Raw genomic sequence first — 23364 nt, forward strand, 5'->3', positions numbered from 1 at the left:
TCATTATAGATCTTATGGGACTTTTTTTCTACAACAAAATAGGCTCCATAATATCCATAGGGGATTTACCCACTACAAATATTATAGAGCCTAAAACCTGCCCATTGGGTGGGTTTTTTGGCGTTTTAAGGAAACAATAAAACCATAATTTTTGATTAAAAGTATTATTTTAAGAGAAAAATTTTCAATTCCATAAACTTTAGGCAAACGCTTGCATTCTAGTTTTTATTGGATTATAATAGGTTGGTATAAAGCCTTCTGTAGCAATAAAATGTAGAAGTTTTAGAAAGTAAGGATTTAGATATTTGTAGTCAAAAATACAATGTTGTTTCTTACTAAAGGGAGATAGATATGGCAATGATAGAAGTGGAACATCTTCAGAAAAATTTTGTGAAGACAGTCAAGGAACCAGGGTTAAAGGGAGCTTTGCGCTCCTTTATTCATCCTGAAAAGCAGACCTTTGAAGCGGTCAAGGATTTGACCTTTGAGGTCCCAAAAGGACAAATTTTAGGATTTATCGGGGCCAATGGTGCTGGGAAGTCGACAACCATTAAAATGCTGACAGGGATTTTAAAACCGACATCTGGTTTTTGTCGGATTAATGGCAAGATTCCCCAGGACAATCGCCAAGATTATGTCAAGGATATTGGAGTTGTCTTTGGACAACGTACCCAGCTATGGTGGGATTTGGCTCTGCAAGAGACCTACACGGTGTTAAAAGAGATTTACGATGTGCCGGATTCGCTCTTCCACAAGCGCATGGATTTTTTAAATGAAGTCTTGGATTTGAAGGACTTTATCAAGGATCCCGTGCGGACTCTTTCACTAGGGCAGCGCATGCGGGCGGACATTGCAGCTTCCTTGCTTCACAATCCCAAGGTTCTCTTTTTAGATGAGCCGACCATTGGTTTGGATGTTTCGGTCAAGGATAACATTCGTCGGGCCATTACCCAAATCAATCAGGAAGAAGAAACAACCATTCTTTTGACGACTCACGATCTGAGTGATATTGAGCAGCTCTGTAATCGGATCTTTATGATTGATAAGGGGCAGGAGATTTTTGATGGAACGGTGAGCCAGCTCAAGGAAACCTTTGGAAAGATGAAGACTCTTTCTTTTGAACTGCTACCAGGTCAAAGTCATCTCGTCTCTCACTATGAAGGCCTGCCTGATATGATTATTGATAGACAGGGAAATAGCCTCAACATTGAATTCGATAGTTCTCGCTACCAGTCAGCTGACATTATCAAGCAAACCCTGTCTGATTTTGAAATCCGAGATTTGAAGATGGTAGATACGAATATTGAGGATATTATCCGTCGCTTCTATCGAAAGGAGCTCTAAGATGGTCAAATTGTGGAGACGTTATAAACCCTTTATCAATGCAGGTGTTCAGGAATTGATTACCTATCGAGTCAACTTTATTCTCTATCGGATCGGCGATGTTATGGGTGCTTTTGTGGCCTTTTATCTCTGGAAGGCAGTCTTTGATTCTTCGCAAGAGTCTTTGATTCAGGGCTTTAGTATGGCAGATATCACCCTCTACATTATCATGAGTTTTGTGACCAATCTTCTGACTAGGTCAGATTCGTCCTTTATGATTGGGGAGGAGGTCAAGGATGGTTCCATCATCATGCGCTTGTTGAGACCAGTGCACTTTGCGGCATCTTACCTTTTTACAGAGCTTGGCTCCAAGTGGTTGATTTTTATCAGCGTTGGCCTTCCATTTTTAAGTGTCATTGTTTTGATGAAAATCTTATCTGGTCAAGGGATTGTAGAAGTGCTGGGATTAACTGTCCTTTACCTCTTTAGTTTAACGCTGGCCTATCTGATTAACTTTTTCTTTAATATTTGCTTTGGATTTTCAGCCTTTGTGTTTAAAAATCTTTGGGGTTCCAACCTACTTAAGACTTCCATAGTGGCTTTTATGTCTGGAAGTTTGATTCCCTTGGCTTTCTTTCCAAAGGTTGTTTCAGATATTCTGTCCTTCCTGCCTTTTTCATCATTGATTTACACTCCGGTCATGATTATCGTTGGGAAATACGATGCCAATCAGATTCTTCAGGCGCTCGCTTTGCAGTTTTTCTGGCTCTTAGTGATGGTGGGCTTGTCTCAGTTGATTTGGAAACGAGTCCAGTCCTTTATCACCATTCAGGGAGGTTAGTATGAAAAAATATCAACGCATGCATCTGATTTTTATCAGACAATACATCAAGCAAATCATGGAGTACAAGGTCGATTTTGTCGTCGGCGTGTTAGGAGTCTTTCTGACTCAAGGCTTGAACCTCTTGTTTCTCAATGTCATCTTTCAACACATCCCATCCCTAGAAGGTTGGACTTTTCAAGAAATCGCCTTTATCTATGGCTTTTCCTTGATTCCTAAGGGGTTGGACCATCTCTTTTTTGATAATCTCTGGGCGCTAGGGCAACGCTTGGTGAGAAAAGGTGAGTTTGACAAGTATCTGACTCGTCCTATCAATCCCCTCTTTCACATCCTAGTTGAAACCTTTCAGATTGATGCCTTAGGCGAACTTTTGGTTGGTGGTATCCTACTGGGAACAACAGTGACCAGCATTGCTTGGACTCTTCCCAAATTCCTGCTTTTCCTAGTTTGTATTCCTTTTGCGACCTTGATTTATACTTCTTTAAAAATTGCGACAGCTAGTATCGCTTTTTGGACCAAACAGTCAGGCGCCATGATTTACATTTTCTATATGTTTAATGATTTTGCCAAGTATCCCATTTCCATTTACAATTCATTTCTTCGTTGGTTGATTAGCTTTATCGTACCTTTTGCTTTTACGGCTTACTATCCTGCCAGCTATTTCTTGCAGGACAAGGATGTAATCTTTAACATCGGAGGTTTGATGTTGATTTCCCTTGTCTTTTTTGGTATTTCCCTTAAACTCTGGGACAGGGGCTTGGATTCTTATGAAAGTGCTGGGTCCTAAGATGAAGAAACTCAAAGCCTTGTCTCAGGACAGGCTTTTTCTAATAGAGATGAAAATTTCTTGACATCTATTCTCAGAGTGCTATACTTTAAATGTAATAGCGATTTAGCTTATACTCTTCGAAAATCTCTTCAAACCACGTCAGCTTCGCCTTGCCGTATATATGTGACTGACTTCGTCAGTTCTATCCACAACCTCAAAGCAGTGCTTTGAGCTGACTTCGTCAGTCTTATCTACAACCTCAAAACAGTGTTTTGAGCAGACTGCGGCTAGCTTCCTAGTTTGCTTTTTGATTTTCATTGAGTATCAGTTGGCAGAGCAGGGCACTCGTAAAGCCTAGGTTATAGGTAGATAAACGACTGAGGATTTGAAAAAATAGATATGTAGAAGATAACCGTTAAGTCTTATTCTTAGCGGTTATTTATATTGTTTAATAGCGTTGATATTTCATCAATGATGTTTGACTTTGTGATGTTGCTAGTGCTTTAAGTTGATTGCTACTATTTTTGATGGTGTGAATGTGCTTATAATGTATCTCAGTTAAGTACGAAATTTTTATATCTTTTTTAACACATATTAAAAATAAAATTAATACACCTTAATTTTTCTTGACTTAAATTTTTTTAATTGATATACTATTTTTCAGAGAGCTAACAATTATATATAAATGTACTACTCTATTTCCTAGATAATACTTAGTAAAACTTTTTATAACAAAGGCTAGCAAAGTTAAAGTTTACTATCTATTGGAAGTTAAATAAATATGTAAGGAATTAAAATGAAAAAAAGTACAGTATTGTCATTAACCACAGCTGCAGTTATTTTAGCAGCATATGTCCCTAACGAGGTAATCCTAGCAGATACACCTAGTTCTGAAGATTCTTTAAAAATACCTGATAAAGAAACAGTAGTAGTAGGTAAACAAAACGAAAACAAAGAAAAACTTGAAGATATTCGTAATGTTATAGAAACCTCAAAGGATACTGAAGAGAAGAAAACAACAATTATTGAGAAAAAAGAAGCTGTTAGTAAAGAATCTGTGATAGACAATAACACTAGCAATGAAGAAGAAAAAATCAAAGAAGAAAATTCCAATCAATCCCAAGGAGATAAAGCGGACTCGTCTGTAAGTAAAGACCCAGAAAGTCCCAAAAAAGAGGATAAACTTGTCTATATTGCTGAATTTAAAGATAAAGAATCTGGAGAAAAAGCAATCAAGGAATTATCCAATCTTAAGGATACAAAAGTTTTATATACTTATGATACGGTTTTTAATGGTGTTGCAATAGAAACAACTCCAGATAATCTGGACAAAATTAAACTAATAGAAGGTATGTCATCGGTTGAAAGGTCACAAAAAGTCCAACCTATGATGAATCATGCTAGAAAAGAAATTGGAGTTGAAGAGGCAATCGATTACCTAAAATCTATCAATGCACCATTTGGGAAAAACTTTGATGGCAGAGGTATGGTTATTTCAAATATCGATACGGGGACAGATTATAGGCATAAGGCTATGAGAATCGATGATGATGCCAAAGACTCAATGAGATTTAAAAAAGAAGACTTAAAGGGTACTGATAAAAATTTCTGGTTGAGTGATAAAATTCCTCATGCTTTCAATTATTATAATGGTGGTAAAATTACTGTAGAAAAAGCTGATGATGGAAGCGATTATTTTGATCCACATGGGATGCATATTGCAGGGATTCTTGCGGGAAATGATACTGAAAAAGATATTAAAAACTTTAACGGAATCGATGGAATTGCTCCTAATGCACAGATCTTCTCTTATAAAATGTACTCTGACGCAGGATCTGGCTTCGCAGGAGATGAAACAATGTTTCATGCTATTGAAGATTCGATCAAACACAATGTCGATGTTGTTTCGGTATCATCAGGCTTTACAGGAACAGGTCTTGTAGGTGAGAAATATTGGGAGGCTATTAGAGCGTTAAGAAAAGCAGGAATTCCAATGGTTGTAGCTACGGGTAACTATGCGACTTCTGCTTCAAGTTCTTCATGGGATTTAGTGGCAAATAATAATCTGAAAATGACCGACACTGGAAATGTAACACGAACTGCAGCACATGAAGATGCGATAGCAGTCGCATCTGCTAAAAATCAAACAGTTGAGTTTGATAAAGTTAACATAGGTGGAGAAAATTTTAAATACAGAAATATAGGGGCCTTTTTCGATAAGAATAAAATCACAACAAATGAAGATGGATCAAAAGCTCCTGATAAATTGAAATTTGTATATATAGGCAAGGGTCAAGATCAAGATTTGATAGGATTGGATCTTAGAGGCAAAATTGCAGTAATGGATCGAATTTATACAAAGGATTTAAAAAATTCTTTTAAAAGAGCTACGGATAAGGGCGCACGCGCCATTATGGTTGTAAATACTGTAAATTACTACAATAGAGATAATTGGACAGAGCTTCCAGCTATGGGATATGAGGAGGATGAAGGAACTACTAGTCAAGTATTTTCAATTTCAGGAGATGATGGTGTAAAGCTATGGAACATGATTAACCCTGATAAAAAAACTGAGGTTAAAAGGAATAATAAAGAAGATTTTAAAGATAAATTGGAGCAATACTATCCAATTGATATGGCCAGCTATAATTCTAATAAACCGAATGTAGGTGATGAAAAAGAGATTGACTTTAAGTTTGCACCTGACACAGACAAAGAATTGTATAAAGAAGATATCATAGTTCCAGCAGGATCCACATCTTGGGGACCGAGAACAGATTTGCTTTTAAAGCCTGATGTCTCAGCACCTGGTAAAAATATTAAATCCACTCTCAATGTCATTAATGGGAAATCAACTTATGGTTATATGTCAGGGACTAGTATGGCAACTCCAATCGTGGCAGCTTCTACTGTTTTGATTAGACCAAAATTAAAGGAAATGCTTGAAAGACCTGTGTTGAAAAATCTTAAGGGAGATGACAAAATAGATCTTACAAGTCTTACAAAAATTGCCCTACAAAATACTGCACGACCTATGATGGACGCAACGTCTTGGAAAGAAAAAAGCCAATACTTTGCATCACCTAGACAACAGGGAGCAGGGCTAATTAATGTGGCCAATGCTTTGAGAAATGAAGTTGTAGCGACTTTCAAAAACACGGATTCTAAAGGCTTGGTAAACTCTTATGGTTCTATTTCTCTTAAAGAAATAAAAGGAGAAGAAAAATATTTTACCATTAAGCTTCACAATACATCAAACAGACCTTTGACCTTTAAAGTTTCAGCATCTGCTATAACTACAGATGCTCTAACTGACAGACTAAAACTTGATGAAACATATAAAGACGAAAAATCTCCAGATGGGAAGCAAATTGTTCCAGAAATCCACCCAGAAAAAATCAAAGGAGCAAATATCACATTTGAGCATGACACTTTCACTATAGGCCCAAATTCTAGCTTTGATTTAAATGCGGTTATAAACGTTGGAGAGGCTAAAAACAAAAATAAATTTGTAGAATCATTTATTCATTTTGAGTCAGTGGAAGAAATGGAAGCTCTAAACTCCAATGGTAAGAAAACAAATTTCCAACCTTCTTTATCGATGCCTTTAATGGGATTTGCTGGGGATTGGAATAAGGAACCAATCCTTGATAAATGGGCCTGGGAAGAAGGTTCAAAATCAAAAACAATGGAAGGTTATGATGATGATGGTAAACCAAAAATTCCAGGAACTTTAAATAAGGGAATTGGTGGAGAGCATGGTATAGATAAATTTAATCCAGCAGGAGTTATACAAAATAGAAAAGATAAAAATACAACATCTCTAGATCAAAATCCAGAATTATTTGCTTTCAATAACGAAGGGATCAACGCACCATCATCAAGTGGTTCTAATATTGCTAAAATTTATCCTTTAGATTCAAATGGAAATCCTCAAGATGCTCAACTTGAGAGAGGATTAACACCTTCTCCACTTGTATTAAGAAGTGCAGAAGAAGGATTGATTTCAATAGTAAATACAAATAAAGAGGGAGAAAATCAAATCGACTTAAAAGTCATTTCGAGAGAACACTTTATTAAAGGAATTTTAAACTCTAAGAGAAATGATGCAAAGGGAATCAAATCTTCTAAGCTAAAAGTTTGGGGTGACTTGAAATGGGATGGACTCATTTATAACCCTAGAGGTAGAGAAGAAAATGCACCAGAAAGCAAGGATAACCAAGATCCTGCTACTAAGATAAGAGGTCAATTTGAACCAATTGCAGAAGGTCAATATTTCTATAAATTTAAATATAGATTAACTAAAGATTACCCATGGCAGGTTTCCTATATTCCTGTAAAAATTGATAACACAGCCCCTAAGATTGTTTCGGTTGATTTTTCAAATCCTGAAAAAATTAAGCTGATTACAAAGGATACTTATCACAAGGTAAAAGATCAATACAAGAATGAAACCCTATTTGCGAGAGATCAAAAAGAACATCCTGAAAAATTTGACGAGATTGCCAACGAAGTTTGGTATGCTGGCGCCGCTCTTGTTAATGAAGACGGAGAGGTTGAGAAAAATCTTGAAGTAACTTATGCAGGTGAGGGTGAAGGAAGAAATAGAAAACTTGACAAAGATGGAAATACCATTTATGAAATTAATGGTGCAGGAGATTTAAGAGGAAAAATCATTGAAGTCATTGCATTAGATGGCTCTAGCAATTTTACAAAGATTCATAGAATTAAATTTGCTGATCATGCTGATGAAAAGGGGATGATTTCCTATTATCTAGTAGATCCTGATCAAGATTCATCTAAATACCAAAAGCTTGGCGAGATTTCTGAATCTAAATTTAAAAATTTAGAAAATAGAAAAGACGATAGTCTTAAAAAAGATACAACTGAGGAAGAAAATCATCAAGACAATGAAGAGTCTATTGAAGAAAAATCTAGCTTGACTATTCATAAAACTATTTCAACAATTAGAGAGTTTGAAAGTAAAGACTTGAAGAAACTCATTAAAAAGAAATTTAGAGAAGTTGATGACTTTACAAGTGAAACTGGTAAGAGAACAGAGGAATACGATTATAAATACGATGATAAGGGAAATATCATTGCTTATGACGATGGTAGTGCCTTAGAATATGAAACTGAAAAACTTGACGAAATCAAATCAAAAATTTATGGTGTTCTAAGCCCGTCTAAAGATGGACACTTTGAAATTCTTGGAAAGATAAGTAATGTGTCTAAAAATGCCAAGGTATATTATGGAAATAACTATAAATCTATAGAAATCAAAGCGACCAAGTATGATTCCCATTCAAAAACGATGACATTTGATTTATACGCTAATATTAATGATATTGTGGATGGATTAGCTTTTGCAGGAGATATGAGATTCTTTGTTAAAGATGATGATCAGATAAAAGCTGAAACGAAGATTAGAATGCCTGAAAAAAATAAGGAAACTAAAACAGAATATCCATATGCATCAAGTTATGGGAATATAATAGAATTAGGAGAAGGAGATCTTTCAAAGAATAAACCAAATAATTTAACTGAAATGGAATCTGGTAAAATCTATTCTGATTCAGAAAAACAACAATATCTATTAAAGGATAATATCATTCTGAGAAAAGGCTATGCACTAAAAGTGACTACCTATAATCCTGGAAAAACGGATATGTTAGAAGGAAATGGAGTCTATAGCAAGGAAGATATAGCAAAAATACAAAAGGCCAATCCTAATCTAAGAGCCTTATCAGAAAAAATAATTTATGCTGATAGTAGAAATGTTGAAGATGGAAGAAGTACTCAATCAGTATTAATGTCGGCTTTGGACGGCTTTAACATTGTAAGGTATCAAGTGTTTAGATTTAAAATGAACGATAAAGGGGAGGCAATCGATAAAGATGGAAATCTTGTAACAGATCCTTCTAAACTTGTATTATTTGGTAAAGATGATAAAGAGTACACTGGAGAGGATAAGTCCAATGTAGAAGCTATAAAAGAAGATGGCTCTACGTTATTTATTGATGCAAAACCAGTAAACCTTTCAATGGACAAGAACTACTTTAATCCATCTAAATCTAATAAAATTTATGTACGAAATCCAGAATTTTATTTAAGAGGTAAGATTTCTGATAAGGGTGGTTTTAACTGGGAGTTGAGAGTTAATGAATCTGTTGTAGATAATTATTTAATCTACGGAGATTTACACATTGATAACACTAGAGATTTTAACGTTAAGCTTAATGTTAAAGACGGTGACATCATGGACTGGGGAATGAAAGACTATAAAGCAAACGGATTCCCAGATAAGGTAACAGATATGGATGGAAATGTTTATCTTAAAACTGGCTATAGCGATTTGAATGCGAAAGCGGTTGGAGTACACTATCAATTTTTATATGATAATGTTAAACCAGAAGTAAACATTGATCCTAAGGGAAATACTAGTATTGAATATGCTGATGGAAAATCTGTAGTCTTTAACATCAATGATAAAAGAAATAATGGATTCGATGGTGAGATTCAAGACAAACATATTTATGTAAATGGAAAAGAATATAAATCATTTGATGATATTAAACAACTAACAGATAAGACACTAAACATTAAGATTCTTGTAAAAGATTTTGCAAGAAATACGACCGTAAAAGAATTCATTTTAAACAAAGATACGGGAGAGGTGAGCGAATTAAAAGCTCATACGGTGACTGTGACCATTCAAAATGGAAAAGAAATGAGTTCAACGATAGTGTCGGAAGAAGATTTCATTTTACCTGTCTATAAGGGTAAATTAGAAAAAGGCTATCAATTTGATGGTTGGGAAATTTCTGGTGTCGAAGGGAAAAAAGACGTTGGCTATGTTCTTAATCTATCAAAAGATACCCTTATAAAACCTGTATTCAAGAAAATAGAGGAGAAAAAGGAGGAGGAAAATAAACCTACTTTTGATGTATCGAAAAAGAAAGATAAGGTGCAAGCAAATCATAGCCAATTAGATGAAAATTACAAAAAGGAGGATTTACAAAGAGAAAATCATTCACACAACTCTGATTCAACTGAAGGTGTCAAAGCTACAGTTCCTGTACAAGTAAATTATAGTCAATTAGGTGAAAGTCATAGAAAAGAGGATTTCCAAAGAGAAAATCATTCACACAACTCTGATTCAACTGAGGATGTTACATCTCCAGTTCCTGATAAAAATGATAAAAACTTTGAAAATAAGAAGGAAGTTTATCTCAATGAACCAGAGAACATAGCTAATAAACATACCAATATTGATAGTAAATCAACTACTAACAATGATAGGTTGCCAAAAACTGGAACAGTTAGCGAAGTCTTCACGTCATTGGTTGCCGGAATAATGTTTACCGTAGGTGCATTTCTTGGATTGAAGAAAAAAGATCAAGATTAAGACAAAGCTATAGAAACATGGTTTGTGTACTGAGATGAGATAGTGTGGTGATGAAACAATTTTGTGAAAATAGCCATCTATAACTCAATTATTTAGTTTACTTTACTATTGATACTCTTTTCGGCTTTATTAATGGACTTAGTTTTGATAACTAATGAATTGATTGAAAGGGTTAGTATTGACAATATTGGTCATATTAATTAGAAAATAGAGTCTATCAAAATTTAAAGGTTAATGGAGGTGATGAGACAATTTCAAGGAATTAAGTAGCGTTTGGTTGCTTAATTCCTTTTTATTTGGAAGGAAGTTTTTCACCTGATTCCTTATTTTATCGCTATTATTCAACCACTTAGACCGATATAGAGACCAGATAGGCAAAAGAACTTGTTCTTGAAACTGACCTCTGCTATAATGATTTGTGTAAAGGACGTGAGGGGGGCAGTATTAGACAACTCAAGTTCCTAAAAACGAAATTGGAGATAAAGAAATGAAAAAATTATTGGGGATTGTATTTTTAGTAGCAGCAGCGACAGTAGTGTATTTTGGTTCTGTTGGCTGGCCAAGTTTGGACATTAACCTCTGGTCATTGATTCCGGTAGGCTTGTTCCTCTTTTTCACTCTAGAGAATCTTTTGAAAAAGGATTACAAGGCTAGTCTGATGTGTTTGATTATTGCCTTTATTATTGCGAATGCAATTTTGGACCTGTTGCCAATTTCAAGTGGCTTGGTGATTGGAGCAGGTGTGCTAGCTTGTGTAGGTATTGGCTATCTATTTCCTGATAAAGAGAGTAAATAGAAATTATTGAAAAAGATATAAAGAAAAACACTTCAATCACTGTATTTAGTTTGATTGAGGTGTTTTCGATTTAGTTTTTTATTTCTGAGCCATCAATTCAACAATCATCTCGATATACATGACAAGGGTTAATAAGAATCCAGCACGCCAGAAGAATTTGATGAATTTAGGATAGTAAAAGCTACGTTTTTTCAAAAGAAAGAAAAAAACGAGAATAATGGCTAGGAGTGAGAGGGCTAGGCCCAGTCTAGGGAGGAAATTATGGGTAAAGGTTTTAGCTGTAATCAGGTAATACTCAAATACCAAGACTGGAAAGGCCAAATCCGCAAAGTTTCGTCCTAGTTTTTTTAATCTAAAAAGTTTGGTTATGATAATGCAGACGACTAAGGTCAGTATCAATAATAAAATAGATGCTAATTTCATTAAAATCATACCCATATTGTATCATAAAAAATGGCTAATGGAAACGAGAAACAGAGGAATTTATAGGAAAGTCAGGCTTTTGAGATTGTGGGTGATTTTTGTTATAATGAAGGTTATGAAATCTTATAATACCTTGAATGATTATTATCGAAAACTCTTTGGAGAAAAGACTTTTAAAGTCCCTATTGATGCGGGATTTGACTGTCCCAATCGTGATGGAACTGTGGCTCATGGGGGCTGTACTTTTTGTACGGTTTCAGGTTCTGGAGATGCTATCGTAGCACCGGATGCACCCATCCGTGAGCAATTTTATAAGGAAATTGACTTTATGCACCGCAAGTGGCCAGATGTTCAGAAGTATCTGGTTTATTTTCAAAATTTTACCAACACCCATGAAAAGGTTGAAGTTATTCGAGAGCGCTATGAGCAGGCTATCAACGAGCCAGGTGTGGTAGGAATCAATATTGGAACGCGCCCAGACTGTTTACCCGACGAAACCATCGAATATTTGGCTGAGTTGTCGAAACGCATGCATGTGACGGTTGAATTGGGCTTGCAGACCACTTATGAGGCAACCTCTGATCTGATTAACCGTGCCCACTCCTATGAATTGTACGTGGAGACGGTCAAGCGTTTGAGAAAATATCCCAAGATTGAGATTGTTTCTCATTTGATCAACGGACTTCCTGGTGAAACCCATGAGATGATGATTGAAAATGTCCGCCGTTGTGTCACGGATAACGATATTCAAGGGATTAAACTGCACTTGCTTCACCTGATGACCAATACTCGTATGCAACGGGACTACCACGAGGGACGTTTGCAACTGATGAGTCAGGACGAATATGTCAAGGTCATCTGTGACCAACTGGAAATCATTCCCAAGCATATCGTCATCCATCGAATCACAGGAGATGCACCTAGAGATATGCTGATTGGGCCTATGTGGAGCCTCAATAAGTGGGAAGTGCTCAACAGCATTGAGATGGAGATGCGACGTCGTGGAAGTATTCAAGGATGCAAGGCTGTAAAACAGGAGTTTGAAAATGAAAAGACCACTTGAGATGGCACATGATTTTTTGGTTGAGGTAGTGACAAAAGAGGATATCGTAGTGGATGCGACCATGGGTAATGGTCATGACACGATTTTTTTAGCGAAACTAGCTAAGCAAGTCTATGCCTTTGATATTCAGGAGCAAGCCTTGGAAAAGACCCAAGAGCGTTTGGACCAAGCTGGAATGACAAATGCCCAGTTAATCTTGCAAGGTCACGAGACACTGGACCAGTTTGTGACAGAAGCCAAGGCAGGGATTTTTAATCTGGGCTATTTGCCATCAGCTGATAAATCCGTCATTACCCGACCTCAGACAACGATTGAAGCATTAGAAAAGCTGTGTCATTTGCTTGTCAAAGGTGGACGGATTGCTATCATGATCTATTATGGTCATGAAGGAGGCGATCTAGAGAGGGATGCTGTCTTGGATTTTGTCAGCCAGTTGAACCAACAAGAGTACACAGCTGCCATTTACCGAACCCTGAACCAAGTCAACAACCCACCGTTTTTAGTGATGATTGAAAAATTAGATAGATATAGACATGGATAAACAATACCTACGTGAAAAGCTGGATGCCATGCGCCAGAATTTTGTTGAATCAACCCACCACGAACGAGCAGTAGGTGTGTTAGACCAAGCGCATATGAGCAAAAAAATGCTTAAAATCAAGAAAAAATTAGTTGCTCTTGAAATGGAACGGTGCCAGAGAAAAATTGAGCACAAGGATTGTTCCAAGATTGATCAAAAAATCAAAGAGCAGAAGGAGATATTTGAATCCTGTTGTAAAAAAAATTAAGGAGGAAGTCCGTGGAATTACTGATTTACCTCATCCTATTTTTACTAGTCTTGATTGTCTCGAGTACAACCAATAAGCTCCTGCCCTTTTTGCCTCTACCTTTGGTGCAAATTCTTTTGGGAATTGTGATTGGTCTCTTTTTACCCAATACCGACTTTCACCTCAATACAGAGTTGTTTTTGGCACTGGTTATTGGGCCCTTGCTTTTCCGAGAGTCGGAGGAAGCAGATATTACGGCTATTGTAAAACACTGGCGAATCATTGTTTATCTCATATTTCCAGTGATTTTCATCTCGACCCTGAGTTTGGGTGGCTTGGCCCATCTGCTTTGGCTCAGTCTTCCCTTGGCGGCTTGCTTGGCTGTTGGGGCGGCACTTGGCCCTACGGATTTGGTGGCCTTTGCCTCTCTTTCTGAGCGCTTTAGCTTTCCTAAGCGTGTCTCCAATATCCTTAAAGGTGAAGGACTTTTGAATGATGCTTCTGGCTTGGTTGCCTTTCAGGTAGCTTTGACAGCTTGGACAACTGGAGCCTTTTCCCTTGGGCAAGCGAGTAGTTCGCTCATCTTTTCAATCCTAGGCGGTTTTTTAATTGGCTTTTTAACAGCCATGACCAACCGTTTCCTCCATAGCTTCTTACTTAGTGTACGAGCAACGGATATTGCTAGTGAACTTTTATTAGAATTGAGTTTGCCTCTGGTGACCTTCTTTCTGGCAGAAGAAGTCCATGTTTCAGGGATTATTGCCGTTGTAGTTGCTGGAATTTTGAAGGCAAGCCGCTTTAAGAAAATCACGCTTCTCGAGGCCCAAGTGGATACAGTGACCGAGACGGTCTGGCATACAGTGACCTTTATGCTCAACGGTTCTGTCTTTGTTATTTTGGGAATGGAGTTGGAAATGATAGCAGAGCCTATCTTGACCAATCCAATCTATAATCCACTACTCTTACTGGTATCTCTTGTTGCCCTTACTTTTGTCCTCTTTGCCATTCGTTTTGTCATGATTTATGGCTATTATGCCTACAGGACTCGACGCCTCAAGAAAAAGTTAAATAAGTATATGAAGGACATGCTTCTTTTGACTTTTTCGGGTGTCAAGGGAACGGTGTCGATTGCTACGATCCTTCTGATACCAAGTAATCTAGAACAGGAGTATCCTCTCTTGCTTTTCCTTGTCGCAGGTGTGACGCTTGTAAGCTTTTTAACAGGCCTCGTAGTCTTGCCTCATCTTTCTGATGAACAGGAAGAAAGTAAGGACTATCTCATGCATATTGGCATTTTGAATGAAGTAACGATAGAGTTGGAAAAAGAGTTGGAAGATACCAGAAATAAGCTCCCCCTCTATGCAGCCATTGACAATTACCATGGACGAATAGAGAATCTTATCTTGAGTCAAGAAAATAAGGGGGCTCAAGAAGACTGGGAGGCCTTGAAACTTCTTATCCTCAGTATTGAAAGTGATGGTTTAGAACAGGCTTACGAAGAAGGCAAGATGAGTGAGCGTGCTTATCGAGTCTACCAACGTTACTTGAAAAACATGGAGCAAAGTATCAATCGTAAGTTTGCTTCACGTTTGACCTATTATTTCCTTGTTTCCTTGCGGATTTTACGTTTTCTCCTTCACGAAGTCTTTACCTTTGGCAAGACCTTCCGCAGTTGGAAAAATGAAGAATCACAGAAACTCAGAGCCCTTGACTATGATCAAATTGCAGAGCTCTATCTAGAAAATACAGAGATGATTATCGAAAGTCTGGAGAACCTAAAAGGGGTTTATAAGAGTTCTTTGATCAGTTTCATGCAGGATTCTCGTCTCAGAGAAACAGCTATTATCACCAGTGGTGCCTTTGTCGAACGGGTTATCAATCGTGTCAAACCCAACAATATCGATGAAATGCTGAGAGGCTATTATCTGGAGCGCAAGTTGATTTTCGAATACGAAGAAAAACGATTGATTACGACCAAGTATGCCAAGAAGTTACGACAAAATGTAAATAACCTAGAGAACTATTCCTTGAAGGAAGCTGCCAATACCCTGCCTTATGATATGATGGAATTGGTAAGAAGAAATTAATCAAGATTATAAGTGAAGGAGTATGATATGAAGAAGTGGTGGAAAGAGCTGATAGATAAGCCCTTATTAAAAGCTTTTTTGCATTATTATCAAGCATCAGATAGTGAGTTAACCAGTGTCGCAGTAGCCTACTATTGGTTGATTTCGATTTTTCCCCTGCTTTTGGTGGTAGTTAATATCCTCCCATATTTTCAGATTCCAGTTTCTAATTTTTTAAAGGTTGTCAATGAATTCTTGCCGGATACCATGTATGATGTGGTCGCAAAGATCATTACAGAAGTGCTGACCCAACCGTCAACGGGTTTATTGAGTTTTGCGGTTTTGTCAGCCCTCTGGACCTTTTCAAAATCTATGAATTTCCTGCAGAAAGCCTTTAATAAAGCTTACGGAGTATCAAAAAATCGTGGAATGATTTCCCATCAACTCATGAGTTTGTTTGTCAGTTTTGGCTTGCAGATTCTCTTTGCTTTAGCTCTGTTTTTGAGTGTCTTTGGCCGTATGCTCCTCAACCTTGTCAAAAGCTATTGGAAATCGGATAGTCCTCTTTTTGATTATCTGCAAGACCTAACAGGCCCTTTGGTCTATGCCTTGATTTTTGCCATCCTGGTCATGCTCTACTATTTTCTACCCAATGTTAAGGTGCGAAGGATTCGCTCTGTATTGCCAGGTAGTGCCTTTGTCTTGTTGACCCTGGTCTTACTACTCAATATCTTTTCAGTCTATGTTAACAATTATGTCAATCACCTAGTGGACGTGCGTTTTTTCAGTTCCGTCGTCGTGGTGGTCATGATGTTCTGGTTTATTCTCATCGCTAAGATTTTGATTATCGGCGCGGTGATCAATGCCAGTGTCCAGAGCTTGAAAGATACGAGCTTTAGAATAAATTAACTCATTTTTTATCCATTACAAAACGCATACTATCAGGCTTTATAAAACCTTGATAATATGCGTTTTTTGATTATATAAATTAATAGATAAACATGGCATCGCCAAAACTGAAGAAGCGGTAGTGTTCTTGAATGGCATGGTGATAAGCGTCTAAGACTAATTCACGGCCGGCAAAGGCAGAAACCAACATGACCAGAGTTGATTTTGGCAGGTGGAAGTTGGTTGAGAAGGCATCCACGACCTTCCACTCATACCCAGGTTTGATAAAGATATTGGTCCAGCCAGAATCTGCTTGGATTTGCCCATCAAACTTGGAACCAATAGTCTCCAAAGTGCGGATAGAAGTGGTTCCGACAGCGATGACACGGCCTCCATTTTCCTTGACAGATCGAAGGGTGGCAGCAGCTTCCTCAGAAAGCTGGTAGAATTCTGAGTGCATTTCGTGTTCGTCCAGATTGTCAACTGAAACGGGTCTAAAGGTTCCTAGTCCGACATGAAGAGTCAGATAGACTAGATGAACACCCTTAGCTTGGATTTCTGCTAGCAGTTCTTTAGTGAAGTGTAGTCCAGCAGTTGGTGCTGCAGCAGAGCCACTTTCCTTGGCGTAAACAGTTTGATAGCGTTCACGGTCATCCAGTTTTTCATGGATATAAGGCGGTAGAGGCATTTCACCCAGACTTTCCAAAACTTCTAGGAAAATTCCTTGGTACTCAAAGCGGACAATACGACCACCGTGGGTCAATTCTTCCGTAACGACAGCGCTGAGGCGACCATCACCAAAGCTGACACGAGTACCAATCTTGAGGCGTTTGGCAGGTTTAGCCAGAACTTCCCACTCATCTCCAGCAGTATTTTTGAGCAGGAGAAGTTCCACATGGCCTCCAGTTTCTTCCTTTTGACCATAGAGGCGGGCTGGGAGAACGCGGGTGTCGTTCATGACAAGGGCATCACCAGGTTCCAGCATATCAATAATAGAGTGGAAGTGTTTATCCTGCATTTCTCCCGTCTCACGGTTGACGATGAGGAGTTTAGAGGCGTCCCGTTTTTCAAGGGGCGTTTGGGCAATCAATTCCTCAGGTAAGTGGAAATCAAAATCAGCTGTATTCATATATCTGTTCATTCTTTCTAAGTTCTAATCTTATCCATTATAACATGTTTCAAGTTTGGACGCTCTTTTTTTGAAAATTAAATCGTTTTCACTTGACAAAAATTGGTCTATACCATATAATAAATATAGATTGAAACGGAGGATAAAAAGATGAAAGTTATTAAAGTTGAAAACCAAATCGAGGGTGGAAAAGTTGCTTTTGAGATTTTGAAGGAAAAATTGGCCAATGGAGCTCAAACCCTAGGACTTGCTACAGGAAGTAGCCCACTTGAATTTTACAAGGAAATTGTTGAGAGTGACCTTGATTTTTCAAATTTAACCAGTGTCAACCTTGATGAGTATGTAGGACTTGATGGAGATAATCCACAGTCTTACCGTTACTTCATGCAAGAAAACTTGTTTAACCAAAAACCATTTAAAGAAAGTTTCTTGCCTCGTGGGGTTAAGGACAATGCTGAAGCTGAAGTTGAACGCTACAACCAAATTTTGGCTGACCATCCAGTGGACCTTCAAATCTTGGGAATCGGTCGCAATGGACATATCGGCTTTAATGAGCCTGGTACTCCATTTGACAGTCAAACACATCTAGTAGAACTTGACCAGTCTACTATCGAAGCCAATGCGCGCTTCTTTGACAAGATTGAAGATGTTCCAACCCAAGCCATTTCAATGGGGATTAAAAATATCTTGGATGCCAAGTCAATCCTTCTCTTTGCCTACGGTGAATCAAAAGCAGAAGCCATTGCTGGAACAGTGTCTGGCCTAGTGACTGAGAATCTACCTGCAAGTAGCCTACAAAACCACCCAGATGTGACCATCATCGCAGATGCTGAAGCGCTCAGCCTACTTGAAAAATAAAAAACGAAACCCTTCAGTTTCTTCTATCTGAGTGCTTTAAACTCTTGTATAAATGGCAAAAAAATCAAAATTAAACCGGATTTTTTCTTGACAATTATTCCTTTTACGTGTAAAATAGAATAGATCTTGAACTTGAAGGGAGTGAAAAAAATGTCTAAAACAGTAGTACGTAAGAATGAATCTCTTGACGACGCACTTCGTCGTTTCAAACGTGCGGTTACTAAAGCTGGTACTCTTCAAGAAACACGCAAACGTGAATTCTATGAAAAACCTTCTGTAAAACGTAAACGTAAATCAGAAGCAGCTCGTAAACGTAAAAAATTCTAATTAGAAATGAAAGGCTGGAGAAATCTAGTCTTTTTTCTTTTAATACTCTTCGAAAATCTCTTCAAACCATGTCAACGTCGCCTTGCCGTACTCAAGTACAGCCTGCGGCTAGTTTCCTAGTTTGCTCTTTGATTTTCATTGAGTATAAATAAATACTTCAAAGCCTGCAAAAATCTGAAACTTCTAAGGACAATTTGATATAATAGTAAAAAGAACTCGATTGAAGGAGGAAATGATGTCGGTTTTAGTAAAAGAAGTGATTGAAAAGCTCAGACTAGACATTGTCTATGGCGAACCAGAATTACTTGAAAAGGAAATTAATACCGCGGACATTACGCGACCTGGTCTTGAAATGACGGGCTATTTTGACTATTATACGCCTGAGCGAATCCAACTCTTGGGAATGAAGGAGTGGTCCTATCTCGTTTCGATGTCCTCTCACAACCGTTACCAAGTCTTGAAAAAAATGTTTCTACCTGAGACACCTGCGGTCATTGTTGCTCGTGGTTTGGTGGTTCCAGAGGAGATGCTAAAGGCAGCCAGAGAATGTAAGATTGCCATTTTAACCAGCCGTACGGCAACCAGTCGTTTATCTGGAGAGTTATCTAGTTATCTGGATTCACGTTTAGCAGAACGGACCAGTGTGCACGGTGTCTTGATGGATATCTATGGAATGGGTGTCTTGATTCAAGGTGATAGTGGCATCGGTAAGAGTGAGACAGGTCTAGAGCTTGTCAAACGTGGTCACCGCTTGGTAGCCGATGATCGTGTCGATATCTTTGCCAAGGATGAGATTACTCTTTGGGGTGAACCAGCTGAAATCTTGAGACACCTGATTGAAATTCGTGGGGTTGGGATTATCGATGTCATGAGCCTCTACGGTGCGAGTGCCGTCAAGGATTCTTCACAAGTCCAGCTGGCTGTTTATTTGGAAAATTACGATACACATAAAACTTTTGATCGTCTTGGAAACAATGCAGAGGAAATAGAAATTTCTGGCGTAGCCATTCCTCGTATCCGCATTCCAGTGAAAACAGGTCGGAATATCTCTGTCGTGATTGAGGCTGCTGCCATGAATTATCGTGCCAAGGAAATGGGCTTTGATGCGACGCGTTTGTTCGAAGAACGTTTGACCAATCTTATTGCTCAAAATGAGGAGGTGCCTCATGCTTGATCCAATTGCTATTCATCTAGGTCCTCTAGCCATTCGTTGGTATGCTTTGTGTATTGTGACAGGTTTGATTCTTGCGGTTTATCTGACTATGAAAGAAGCGCCTAGAAAGAAAATCATACCAGACGATATTTTAGATTTTATCTTGATAGCCTTTCCTTTGGCTATTTTAGGAGCTCGTCTCTACTATGTCATTTTCAGTTTTGATTACTATAGTCAGAATTTGGGAGAGATTTTTGCCATTTGGAATGGTGGTTTGGCCATTTACGGTGGTTTGATTACTGGGGCTCTTGTACTTTATATCTTTGCTGATCGTAAACTCATCAATACTTGGGATTTCCTAGATATTGCGGCGCCTAGCGTCATGATTGCCCAAAGTTTGGGTCGCTGGGGCAATTTCTTTAACCAAGAAGCCTACGGTGCAGCAGTGGATAATCTGGATTATCTACCTGGCTTTATCCGTGACCAGATGTATATTGAGGGAAGCTACCGTCAACCGACCTTCCTTTACGAGTCTCTATGGAATCTGCTTGGCTTTGCCTTGATTCTGATTTTTAGACGAAAATGGAAGAGTCTCAGACGAGGTCATATCACTGCTTTCTACTTGATTTGGTATGGTTTTGGTCGCATGGTCATCGAAGGCATGCGGACAGATAGCCTCATGTTCTTTGGCCTTCGAGTATCTCAATGGCTATCGGTTGTCCTTATCGGTCTCGGTATTTTTATCATTCTATATCAAAATCGAAAGAAGGCCCCTTACTATATTACAGAGGAGGAAAAGTAAATGTTAGAAGTTGCATATATTCTTGTAGCCCTTGCTTTGATTGTCTTTTTAGTCTATCTAATCATTACTGTACAAAAACTTGGTCGTGTTATTGATGAAACAGAGAAGACGATTAAAACCTTGACTTCAGATGTGGATGTGACCTTGCATCATACCAATGAATTGCTGGCTAAGGTCAATGTCTTGGCAGATGATATCAATGTTAAGGTGGCAACGATTGATCCACTCTTTAGCGCTGTTGCAGATTTATCTCTATCTGTTTCAGACCTCAATGACCATGCGCGTGTCTTGAGTAAGAAAGCTTCATCAGCTGGTTCAAAAACACTCAAGACTGGTGCAAGTTTGTCAGCCCTACGTGTCGCAAGTAAATTTTTCAAAAAATAAAAAAGGAGAATTCTTATGGGTAAACTATCCTCAATCCTTTTAGGAACCGTTTCAGGTGCAGCTCTTGCCTTGTTTTTAACAAGTGACAAGGGTAAACAAGTTTGCAGTCAGGCTCAAGATTTTCTGGATGATTTGAGAGAAGATCCTGAGTATGCCAAGGAGCAGGTCTGTGAAAAACTGACAGAAGTTAAGGAGCAGGCTACAGATTTTGTTCTTAAAACCAAAGAACAGGTTGAGTCAGGTGAAATCACTGTGGACAGTGTACTTGCTCAAGCCAAATCATGTGCTCGTCAAGCGACAGAAGCATCAAAAGATCGATTCAATAATCTCAAGGAGCAATGGCAAGAAAAAGCCGAAACTTTTGATGAATCAGAAGAGATTGTTATTGACATAACAGAAGAATAAACCATCACCATCTCTGGACGGACTATATGTCTGGGGATGGTGATTTTTTTCTCGTAGCGTGTCTTTGTGGTATAATAAGTACTATGCAGAAAAAACCAACGTCAGCCTATGTGCACATCCCATTTTGTACCCAGATTTGTTATTATTGTGACTTTTCAAAAGTTTTTATCAAGAATCAGCCGGTAGATAGCTATTTAGAGCATCTGCTGGAAGAGTTTCGTTCTTATGACATTCAAAAGTTACGAACCCTTTACATCGGTGGTGGGACACCGACAGCCCTGTCAGCGTCACAACTAGAGGTGTTATTGAAGGGCTTGACTGAAAACTTGGACTTGTCTGTCTTAGAGGAGTTGAGCATTGAAGCCAATCCAGGCGACTTGGACGCGGATAAGATTGCTGTTTTGAAGAACTCGGCTGTCAATCGTGTTTCGCTAGGCGTGCAGACCTTTGACGACAAGATGCTGAAAAAGATTGGGCGCAGTCATTTGGAGAAGGATATTTATGAAAATATCGACCGCCTTAAACTGGCTGGTTTTGACAACATCTCCATCGATTTGATTTATGCGTTGCCTGGTCAGACCATGGAGCAGGTCAAGGAAAATGTGGCTAAGGCCATTGGACTTGATATTCCCCATATGAGTTTGTATAGCTTGATTTTGGAAAATCATACGGTCTTTATGAACCGTATGCGACGAGGAAAATTGCCTCTGCCTAAGGAGGAACTGGAAGCGGAGATGTTTGAGTACATCATCGCAGAGCTGGAGCGAGCAGGTTTTGAGCATTATGAGATTTCCAATTTCTCAAAGCCTGGTTTTGAAAGTCGCCACAATCTCATGTACTGGGACAATGCTGAATACTATGGCATCGGTGCTGGGGCATCTGGTTATGTAGATGGAGTGCGCTATAAAAACCATGGTCCCATTCGTCATTATCTCAGTGCAGTTGAGGAAGGCAATGCTCGGATCACAGAAGAACACCTGAGTCAAAAGGAGCAAATGGAAGAGGAAATGTTCCTAGGTCTCCGTAAGAAATCAGGGGTCTCTATGGCGCGATTTGAAGAAAAATTTGGACGGTCTTTTGATGGACTTTATGGAGAAATTGTCAAGGACTTGGTTCAACAAGGTCTCATGCAAATAGAGGGTGACCGAGTTCGTATGACAAAGAGAGGTCTCTTTTTGGGAGACACCGTAGCAGAACGATTTATTTTGGAGTAGGATGATGGGCTTAACTTATCAAATGAAAATGAAAATTCCTTTTGATATGGCTGATATGAACGGTCATATCAAACTTCCAGATGTGATTTTGCTGTCCCTACAAGTTTCAGGGATGCAGTCGATTGAGCTGGGAGTTAGTGATAAGGCCATTTTGGAAGACTATAATCTGGTCTGGATTATCACAGATTATGATATTGAGGTGGTTCGTTTGCCTCGTTTTGCGGAAGAAATTACTATTGAAACGGAAGCTTTGAGCTACAATCGGCTCTTTTGCTACCGCCGCTTTACTATTTATGATGAAGAGGGACAGGACCTTATCCACATGATGGCGACCTTTGTTCTCATGGACCGAGACAGTCGAAAAGTCCATGCTGTCGAACCTGAGATTGTGGCTCCTTACCAATCTGAGTTTTCCAAAAAATTGCTGCGAGGACCTAAATATCAAAGTTTGGAAAATCCAATCAGCATGGATTACCATGTCCGTTTTTACGATTTAGATATGAATGGTCATGTTAATAACAGTAAGTATCTAGACTGGATTTTTGAGGTCATGGGAGCCGACTTTTTGACCCAATATATTCCCAAGAAAATCAATCTCAAGTATGTCAAGGAAGTTCGACCAGGTGGGGTGATCTCATCAGCTGTTGAACGGACTGGACTGGAAAGCAAACATGAAATTACAAGCGACGGTGCTACCAATGCCCAAGCTATCATCACTTGGCAAGAAATAAAAAAGGATTAGGGAGAA

At 38.5% G+C, this 23364-nt stretch carries 20 protein-coding genes; 18 read left to right on the forward strand and 2 right to left on the reverse strand.

What is annotated here, in order from left to right; translation table 11 throughout:
• Nucleotides 1-351: 351 nt before the first annotated feature.
• The 5 genes from ACLNCV_RS09285 (at nucleotide 352) to ACLNCV_RS09305 (ending at nucleotide 11137) form a co-directional block, all read left to right on the forward strand.
• Nucleotides 352-1344 (forward strand): ABC transporter ATP-binding protein, encoded by a 993-nt coding sequence (locus tag ACLNCV_RS09285; protein WP_084925847.1) that lies wholly within the window; start codon nucleotides 352-354, stop codon nucleotides 1342-1344.
• 1 nt (nucleotide 1345) lies between these two features.
• A complete protein-coding gene (locus ACLNCV_RS09290; RefSeq protein WP_060628603.1) occupies nucleotides 1346-2164 on the forward strand; it encodes an ABC transporter permease in 819 nt (272 codons plus the stop codon).
• A 1-nt stretch (nucleotide 2165) separates the two neighbouring features.
• Entirely contained in the window at nucleotides 2166-2951 is a 786-nt protein-coding gene (locus tag ACLNCV_RS09295) for an ABC transporter permease (RefSeq protein WP_084925846.1), read from the forward strand.
• 778 nt (nucleotides 2952-3729) lie between these two features.
• Nucleotides 3730-10341 carry a S8 family peptidase gene (locus ACLNCV_RS09300; protein WP_084925844.1) on the forward strand — a complete coding sequence of 2204 codons (6612 nt, stop codon included), beginning with the start codon at nucleotides 3730-3732 and terminating at the stop codon, nucleotides 10339-10341.
• 487 nt (nucleotides 10342-10828) lie between these two features.
• A complete protein-coding gene (locus ACLNCV_RS09305) occupies nucleotides 10829-11137 on the forward strand; it encodes a hypothetical protein (protein WP_060805173.1) in 309 nt (102 codons plus the stop codon).
• Nucleotides 11138-11215: 78 nt separating this feature from the next.
• Here ACLNCV_RS09305 and ACLNCV_RS09310 read toward each other — a convergent pair whose 3' ends face one another.
• Nucleotides 11216-11575, reverse strand: coding sequence for a DUF3397 family protein (locus tag ACLNCV_RS09310; RefSeq protein ID WP_004242853.1), 360 nt, complete (start codon nucleotides 11573-11575; stop codon nucleotides 11216-11218).
• 91 nt (nucleotides 11576-11666) lie between these two features.
• On the opposite strand from ACLNCV_RS09310, the gene ACLNCV_RS09315 reads away from it, so the two are divergent.
• The 5 genes from ACLNCV_RS09315 to ACLNCV_RS09335 are packed head-to-tail and all read left to right on the forward strand — an operon-like array spanning nucleotide 11667 to nucleotide 16365.
• Nucleotides 11667-12623, forward strand: a complete 957-nt coding sequence (locus ACLNCV_RS09315) for a TIGR01212 family radical SAM protein (RefSeq protein WP_025172881.1) — start codon at nucleotides 11667-11669, stop codon at nucleotides 12621-12623.
• A complete protein-coding gene (locus ACLNCV_RS09320) occupies nucleotides 12607-13164 on the forward strand; it encodes a tRNA (mnm(5)s(2)U34)-methyltransferase (protein ID WP_424845137.1) in 558 nt (185 codons plus the stop codon). Before ACLNCV_RS09315 ends, ACLNCV_RS09320 begins: the two co-directional genes overlap by 17 nt.
• Complete coding sequence (locus ACLNCV_RS09325; protein WP_020902458.1) at nucleotides 13157-13411, forward strand: hypothetical protein; 255 nt, start codon at nucleotides 13157-13159, stop codon at nucleotides 13409-13411. Before ACLNCV_RS09320 ends, ACLNCV_RS09325 begins: the two co-directional genes overlap by 8 nt.
• 11 nt (nucleotides 13412-13422) lie before the next feature.
• Nucleotides 13423-15477, forward strand: a complete 2055-nt coding sequence (locus ACLNCV_RS09330; protein ID WP_084925840.1) for a cation:proton antiporter — start codon at nucleotides 13423-13425, stop codon at nucleotides 15475-15477.
• 27 nt (nucleotides 15478-15504) lie between these two features.
• Nucleotides 15505-16365, forward strand: coding sequence for a YihY/virulence factor BrkB family protein (locus tag ACLNCV_RS09335; protein ID WP_020902460.1), 861 nt, complete (start codon nucleotides 15505-15507; stop codon nucleotides 16363-16365).
• A gap of 79 nt (nucleotides 16366-16444) precedes the next feature.
• Here the strand turns inward: ACLNCV_RS09335 and queA are convergent, their stop codons facing one another.
• Complete coding sequence (gene queA, locus ACLNCV_RS09340; RefSeq protein ID WP_004255765.1) at nucleotides 16445-17473, reverse strand: tRNA preQ1(34) S-adenosylmethionine ribosyltransferase-isomerase QueA; 1029 nt, start codon at nucleotides 17471-17473, stop codon at nucleotides 16445-16447.
• A 150-nt stretch (nucleotides 17474-17623) separates the two neighbouring features.
• Between queA and ACLNCV_RS09345 the strand changes: the two genes are divergently transcribed.
• The 8 genes from ACLNCV_RS09345 (at nucleotide 17624) to ACLNCV_RS09380 (ending at nucleotide 23358) form a co-directional block, all read left to right on the forward strand.
• Nucleotides 17624-18331: a glucosamine-6-phosphate deaminase gene (locus tag ACLNCV_RS09345; protein WP_084925838.1), complete on the forward strand. Its 708-nt coding sequence runs from the start codon at nucleotides 17624-17626 to the stop codon at nucleotides 18329-18331.
• Between the two features lie 150 nt (nucleotides 18332-18481).
• Nucleotides 18482-18658, forward strand: coding sequence for a 30S ribosomal protein S21 (gene rpsU / locus ACLNCV_RS09350; RefSeq protein WP_000048054.1), 177 nt, complete (start codon nucleotides 18482-18484; stop codon nucleotides 18656-18658).
• A 235-nt stretch (nucleotides 18659-18893) separates the two neighbouring features.
• Nucleotides 18894-19832, forward strand: a complete 939-nt coding sequence (hprK, locus tag ACLNCV_RS09355) for an HPr(Ser) kinase/phosphatase (RefSeq protein ID WP_192855369.1) — start codon at nucleotides 18894-18896, stop codon at nucleotides 19830-19832.
• Nucleotides 19825-20613 carry a prolipoprotein diacylglyceryl transferase gene (lgt, locus tag ACLNCV_RS09360; RefSeq protein ID WP_084925834.1) on the forward strand — a complete coding sequence of 263 codons (789 nt, stop codon included), beginning with the start codon at nucleotides 19825-19827 and terminating at the stop codon, nucleotides 20611-20613. The genes hprK and lgt overlap by 8 nt, the downstream gene beginning before the upstream one ends.
• Nucleotides 20614-20997 (forward strand): DUF948 domain-containing protein, encoded by a 384-nt coding sequence (locus ACLNCV_RS09365; protein ID WP_000895044.1) that lies wholly within the window; start codon nucleotides 20614-20616, stop codon nucleotides 20995-20997. It begins immediately after the preceding gene.
• A gap of 15 nt (nucleotides 20998-21012) precedes the next feature.
• Nucleotides 21013-21402, forward strand: a complete 390-nt coding sequence (locus ACLNCV_RS09370) for a YtxH domain-containing protein (RefSeq protein WP_084925832.1) — start codon at nucleotides 21013-21015, stop codon at nucleotides 21400-21402.
• A gap of 83 nt (nucleotides 21403-21485) precedes the next feature.
• Complete coding sequence (gene hemW, locus ACLNCV_RS09375; RefSeq protein WP_424845138.1) at nucleotides 21486-22616, forward strand: radical SAM family heme chaperone HemW; 1131 nt, start codon at nucleotides 21486-21488, stop codon at nucleotides 22614-22616.
• A gap of 4 nt (nucleotides 22617-22620) precedes the next feature.
• Complete coding sequence (locus ACLNCV_RS09380; protein WP_424845139.1) at nucleotides 22621-23358, forward strand: acyl-ACP thioesterase domain-containing protein; 738 nt, start codon at nucleotides 22621-22623, stop codon at nucleotides 23356-23358.
• The last annotated feature ends 6 nt before the right edge of the window (nucleotides 23359-23364 follow it).

This window comes from Streptococcus sp. CL5.50 (assembly GCF_049738015.1).
In the GTDB taxonomy this organism is placed as follows: domain Bacteria; phylum Bacillota; class Bacilli; order Lactobacillales; family Streptococcaceae; genus Streptococcus; species Streptococcus mitis_CA.

What these genes read in the sequence shown, in the direction of transcription:
- ACLNCV_RS09345 (WP_084925838.1), top strand. Translation starts at nt 17,624, where the DNA reads ATGAAAGTTATTAAAGTTGAAAACCAAATCGAGGGTGGAAAAGTTGCT.
- rpsU (WP_000048054.1), top strand. Translation starts at nt 18,482, where the DNA reads ATGTCTAAAACAGTAGTACGTAAGAATGAATCTCTTGACGACGCACTT.
- lgt (WP_084925834.1), top strand. Translation starts at nt 19,825, where the DNA reads ATGCTTGATCCAATTGCTATTCATCTAGGTCCTCTAGCCATTCGTTGG.
- ACLNCV_RS09305 (WP_060805173.1), top strand. Translation starts at nt 10,829, where the DNA reads ATGAAAAAATTATTGGGGATTGTATTTTTAGTAGCAGCAGCGACAGTA.
- hprK (WP_192855369.1), top strand. Translation starts at nt 18,894, where the DNA reads ATGTCGGTTTTAGTAAAAGAAGTGATTGAAAAGCTCAGACTAGACATT.
- ACLNCV_RS09285 (WP_084925847.1), top strand. Translation starts at nt 352, where the DNA reads ATGGCAATGATAGAAGTGGAACATCTTCAGAAAAATTTTGTGAAGACA.
- ACLNCV_RS09370 (WP_084925832.1), top strand. Translation starts at nt 21,013, where the DNA reads ATGGGTAAACTATCCTCAATCCTTTTAGGAACCGTTTCAGGTGCAGCT.
- ACLNCV_RS09300 (WP_084925844.1), top strand. Translation starts at nt 3,730, where the DNA reads ATGAAAAAAAGTACAGTATTGTCATTAACCACAGCTGCAGTTATTTTA.
- ACLNCV_RS09380 (WP_424845139.1), top strand. Translation starts at nt 22,621, where the DNA reads ATGGGCTTAACTTATCAAATGAAAATGAAAATTCCTTTTGATATGGCT.
- ACLNCV_RS09365 (WP_000895044.1), top strand. Translation starts at nt 20,614, where the DNA reads ATGTTAGAAGTTGCATATATTCTTGTAGCCCTTGCTTTGATTGTCTTT.
- ACLNCV_RS09325 (WP_020902458.1), top strand. Translation starts at nt 13,157, where the DNA reads ATGGATAAACAATACCTACGTGAAAAGCTGGATGCCATGCGCCAGAAT.
- ACLNCV_RS09335 (WP_020902460.1), top strand. Translation starts at nt 15,505, where the DNA reads ATGAAGAAGTGGTGGAAAGAGCTGATAGATAAGCCCTTATTAAAAGCT.
- ACLNCV_RS09315 (WP_025172881.1), top strand. Translation starts at nt 11,667, where the DNA reads ATGAAGGTTATGAAATCTTATAATACCTTGAATGATTATTATCGAAAA.
- hemW (WP_424845138.1), top strand. Translation starts at nt 21,486, where the DNA reads ATGCAGAAAAAACCAACGTCAGCCTATGTGCACATCCCATTTTGTACC.
- ACLNCV_RS09295 (WP_084925846.1), top strand. Translation starts at nt 2,166, where the DNA reads ATGAAAAAATATCAACGCATGCATCTGATTTTTATCAGACAATACATC.
- ACLNCV_RS09320 (WP_424845137.1), top strand. Translation starts at nt 12,607, where the DNA reads ATGAAAAGACCACTTGAGATGGCACATGATTTTTTGGTTGAGGTAGTG.
- ACLNCV_RS09310 (WP_004242853.1), bottom strand. Translation starts at nt 11,575, where the DNA reads ATGGGTATGATTTTAATGAAATTAGCATCTATTTTATTATTGATACTG.
- ACLNCV_RS09290 (WP_060628603.1), top strand. Translation starts at nt 1,346, where the DNA reads ATGGTCAAATTGTGGAGACGTTATAAACCCTTTATCAATGCAGGTGTT.
- queA (WP_004255765.1), bottom strand. Translation starts at nt 17,473, where the DNA reads ATGAATACAGCTGATTTTGATTTCCACTTACCTGAGGAATTGATTGCC.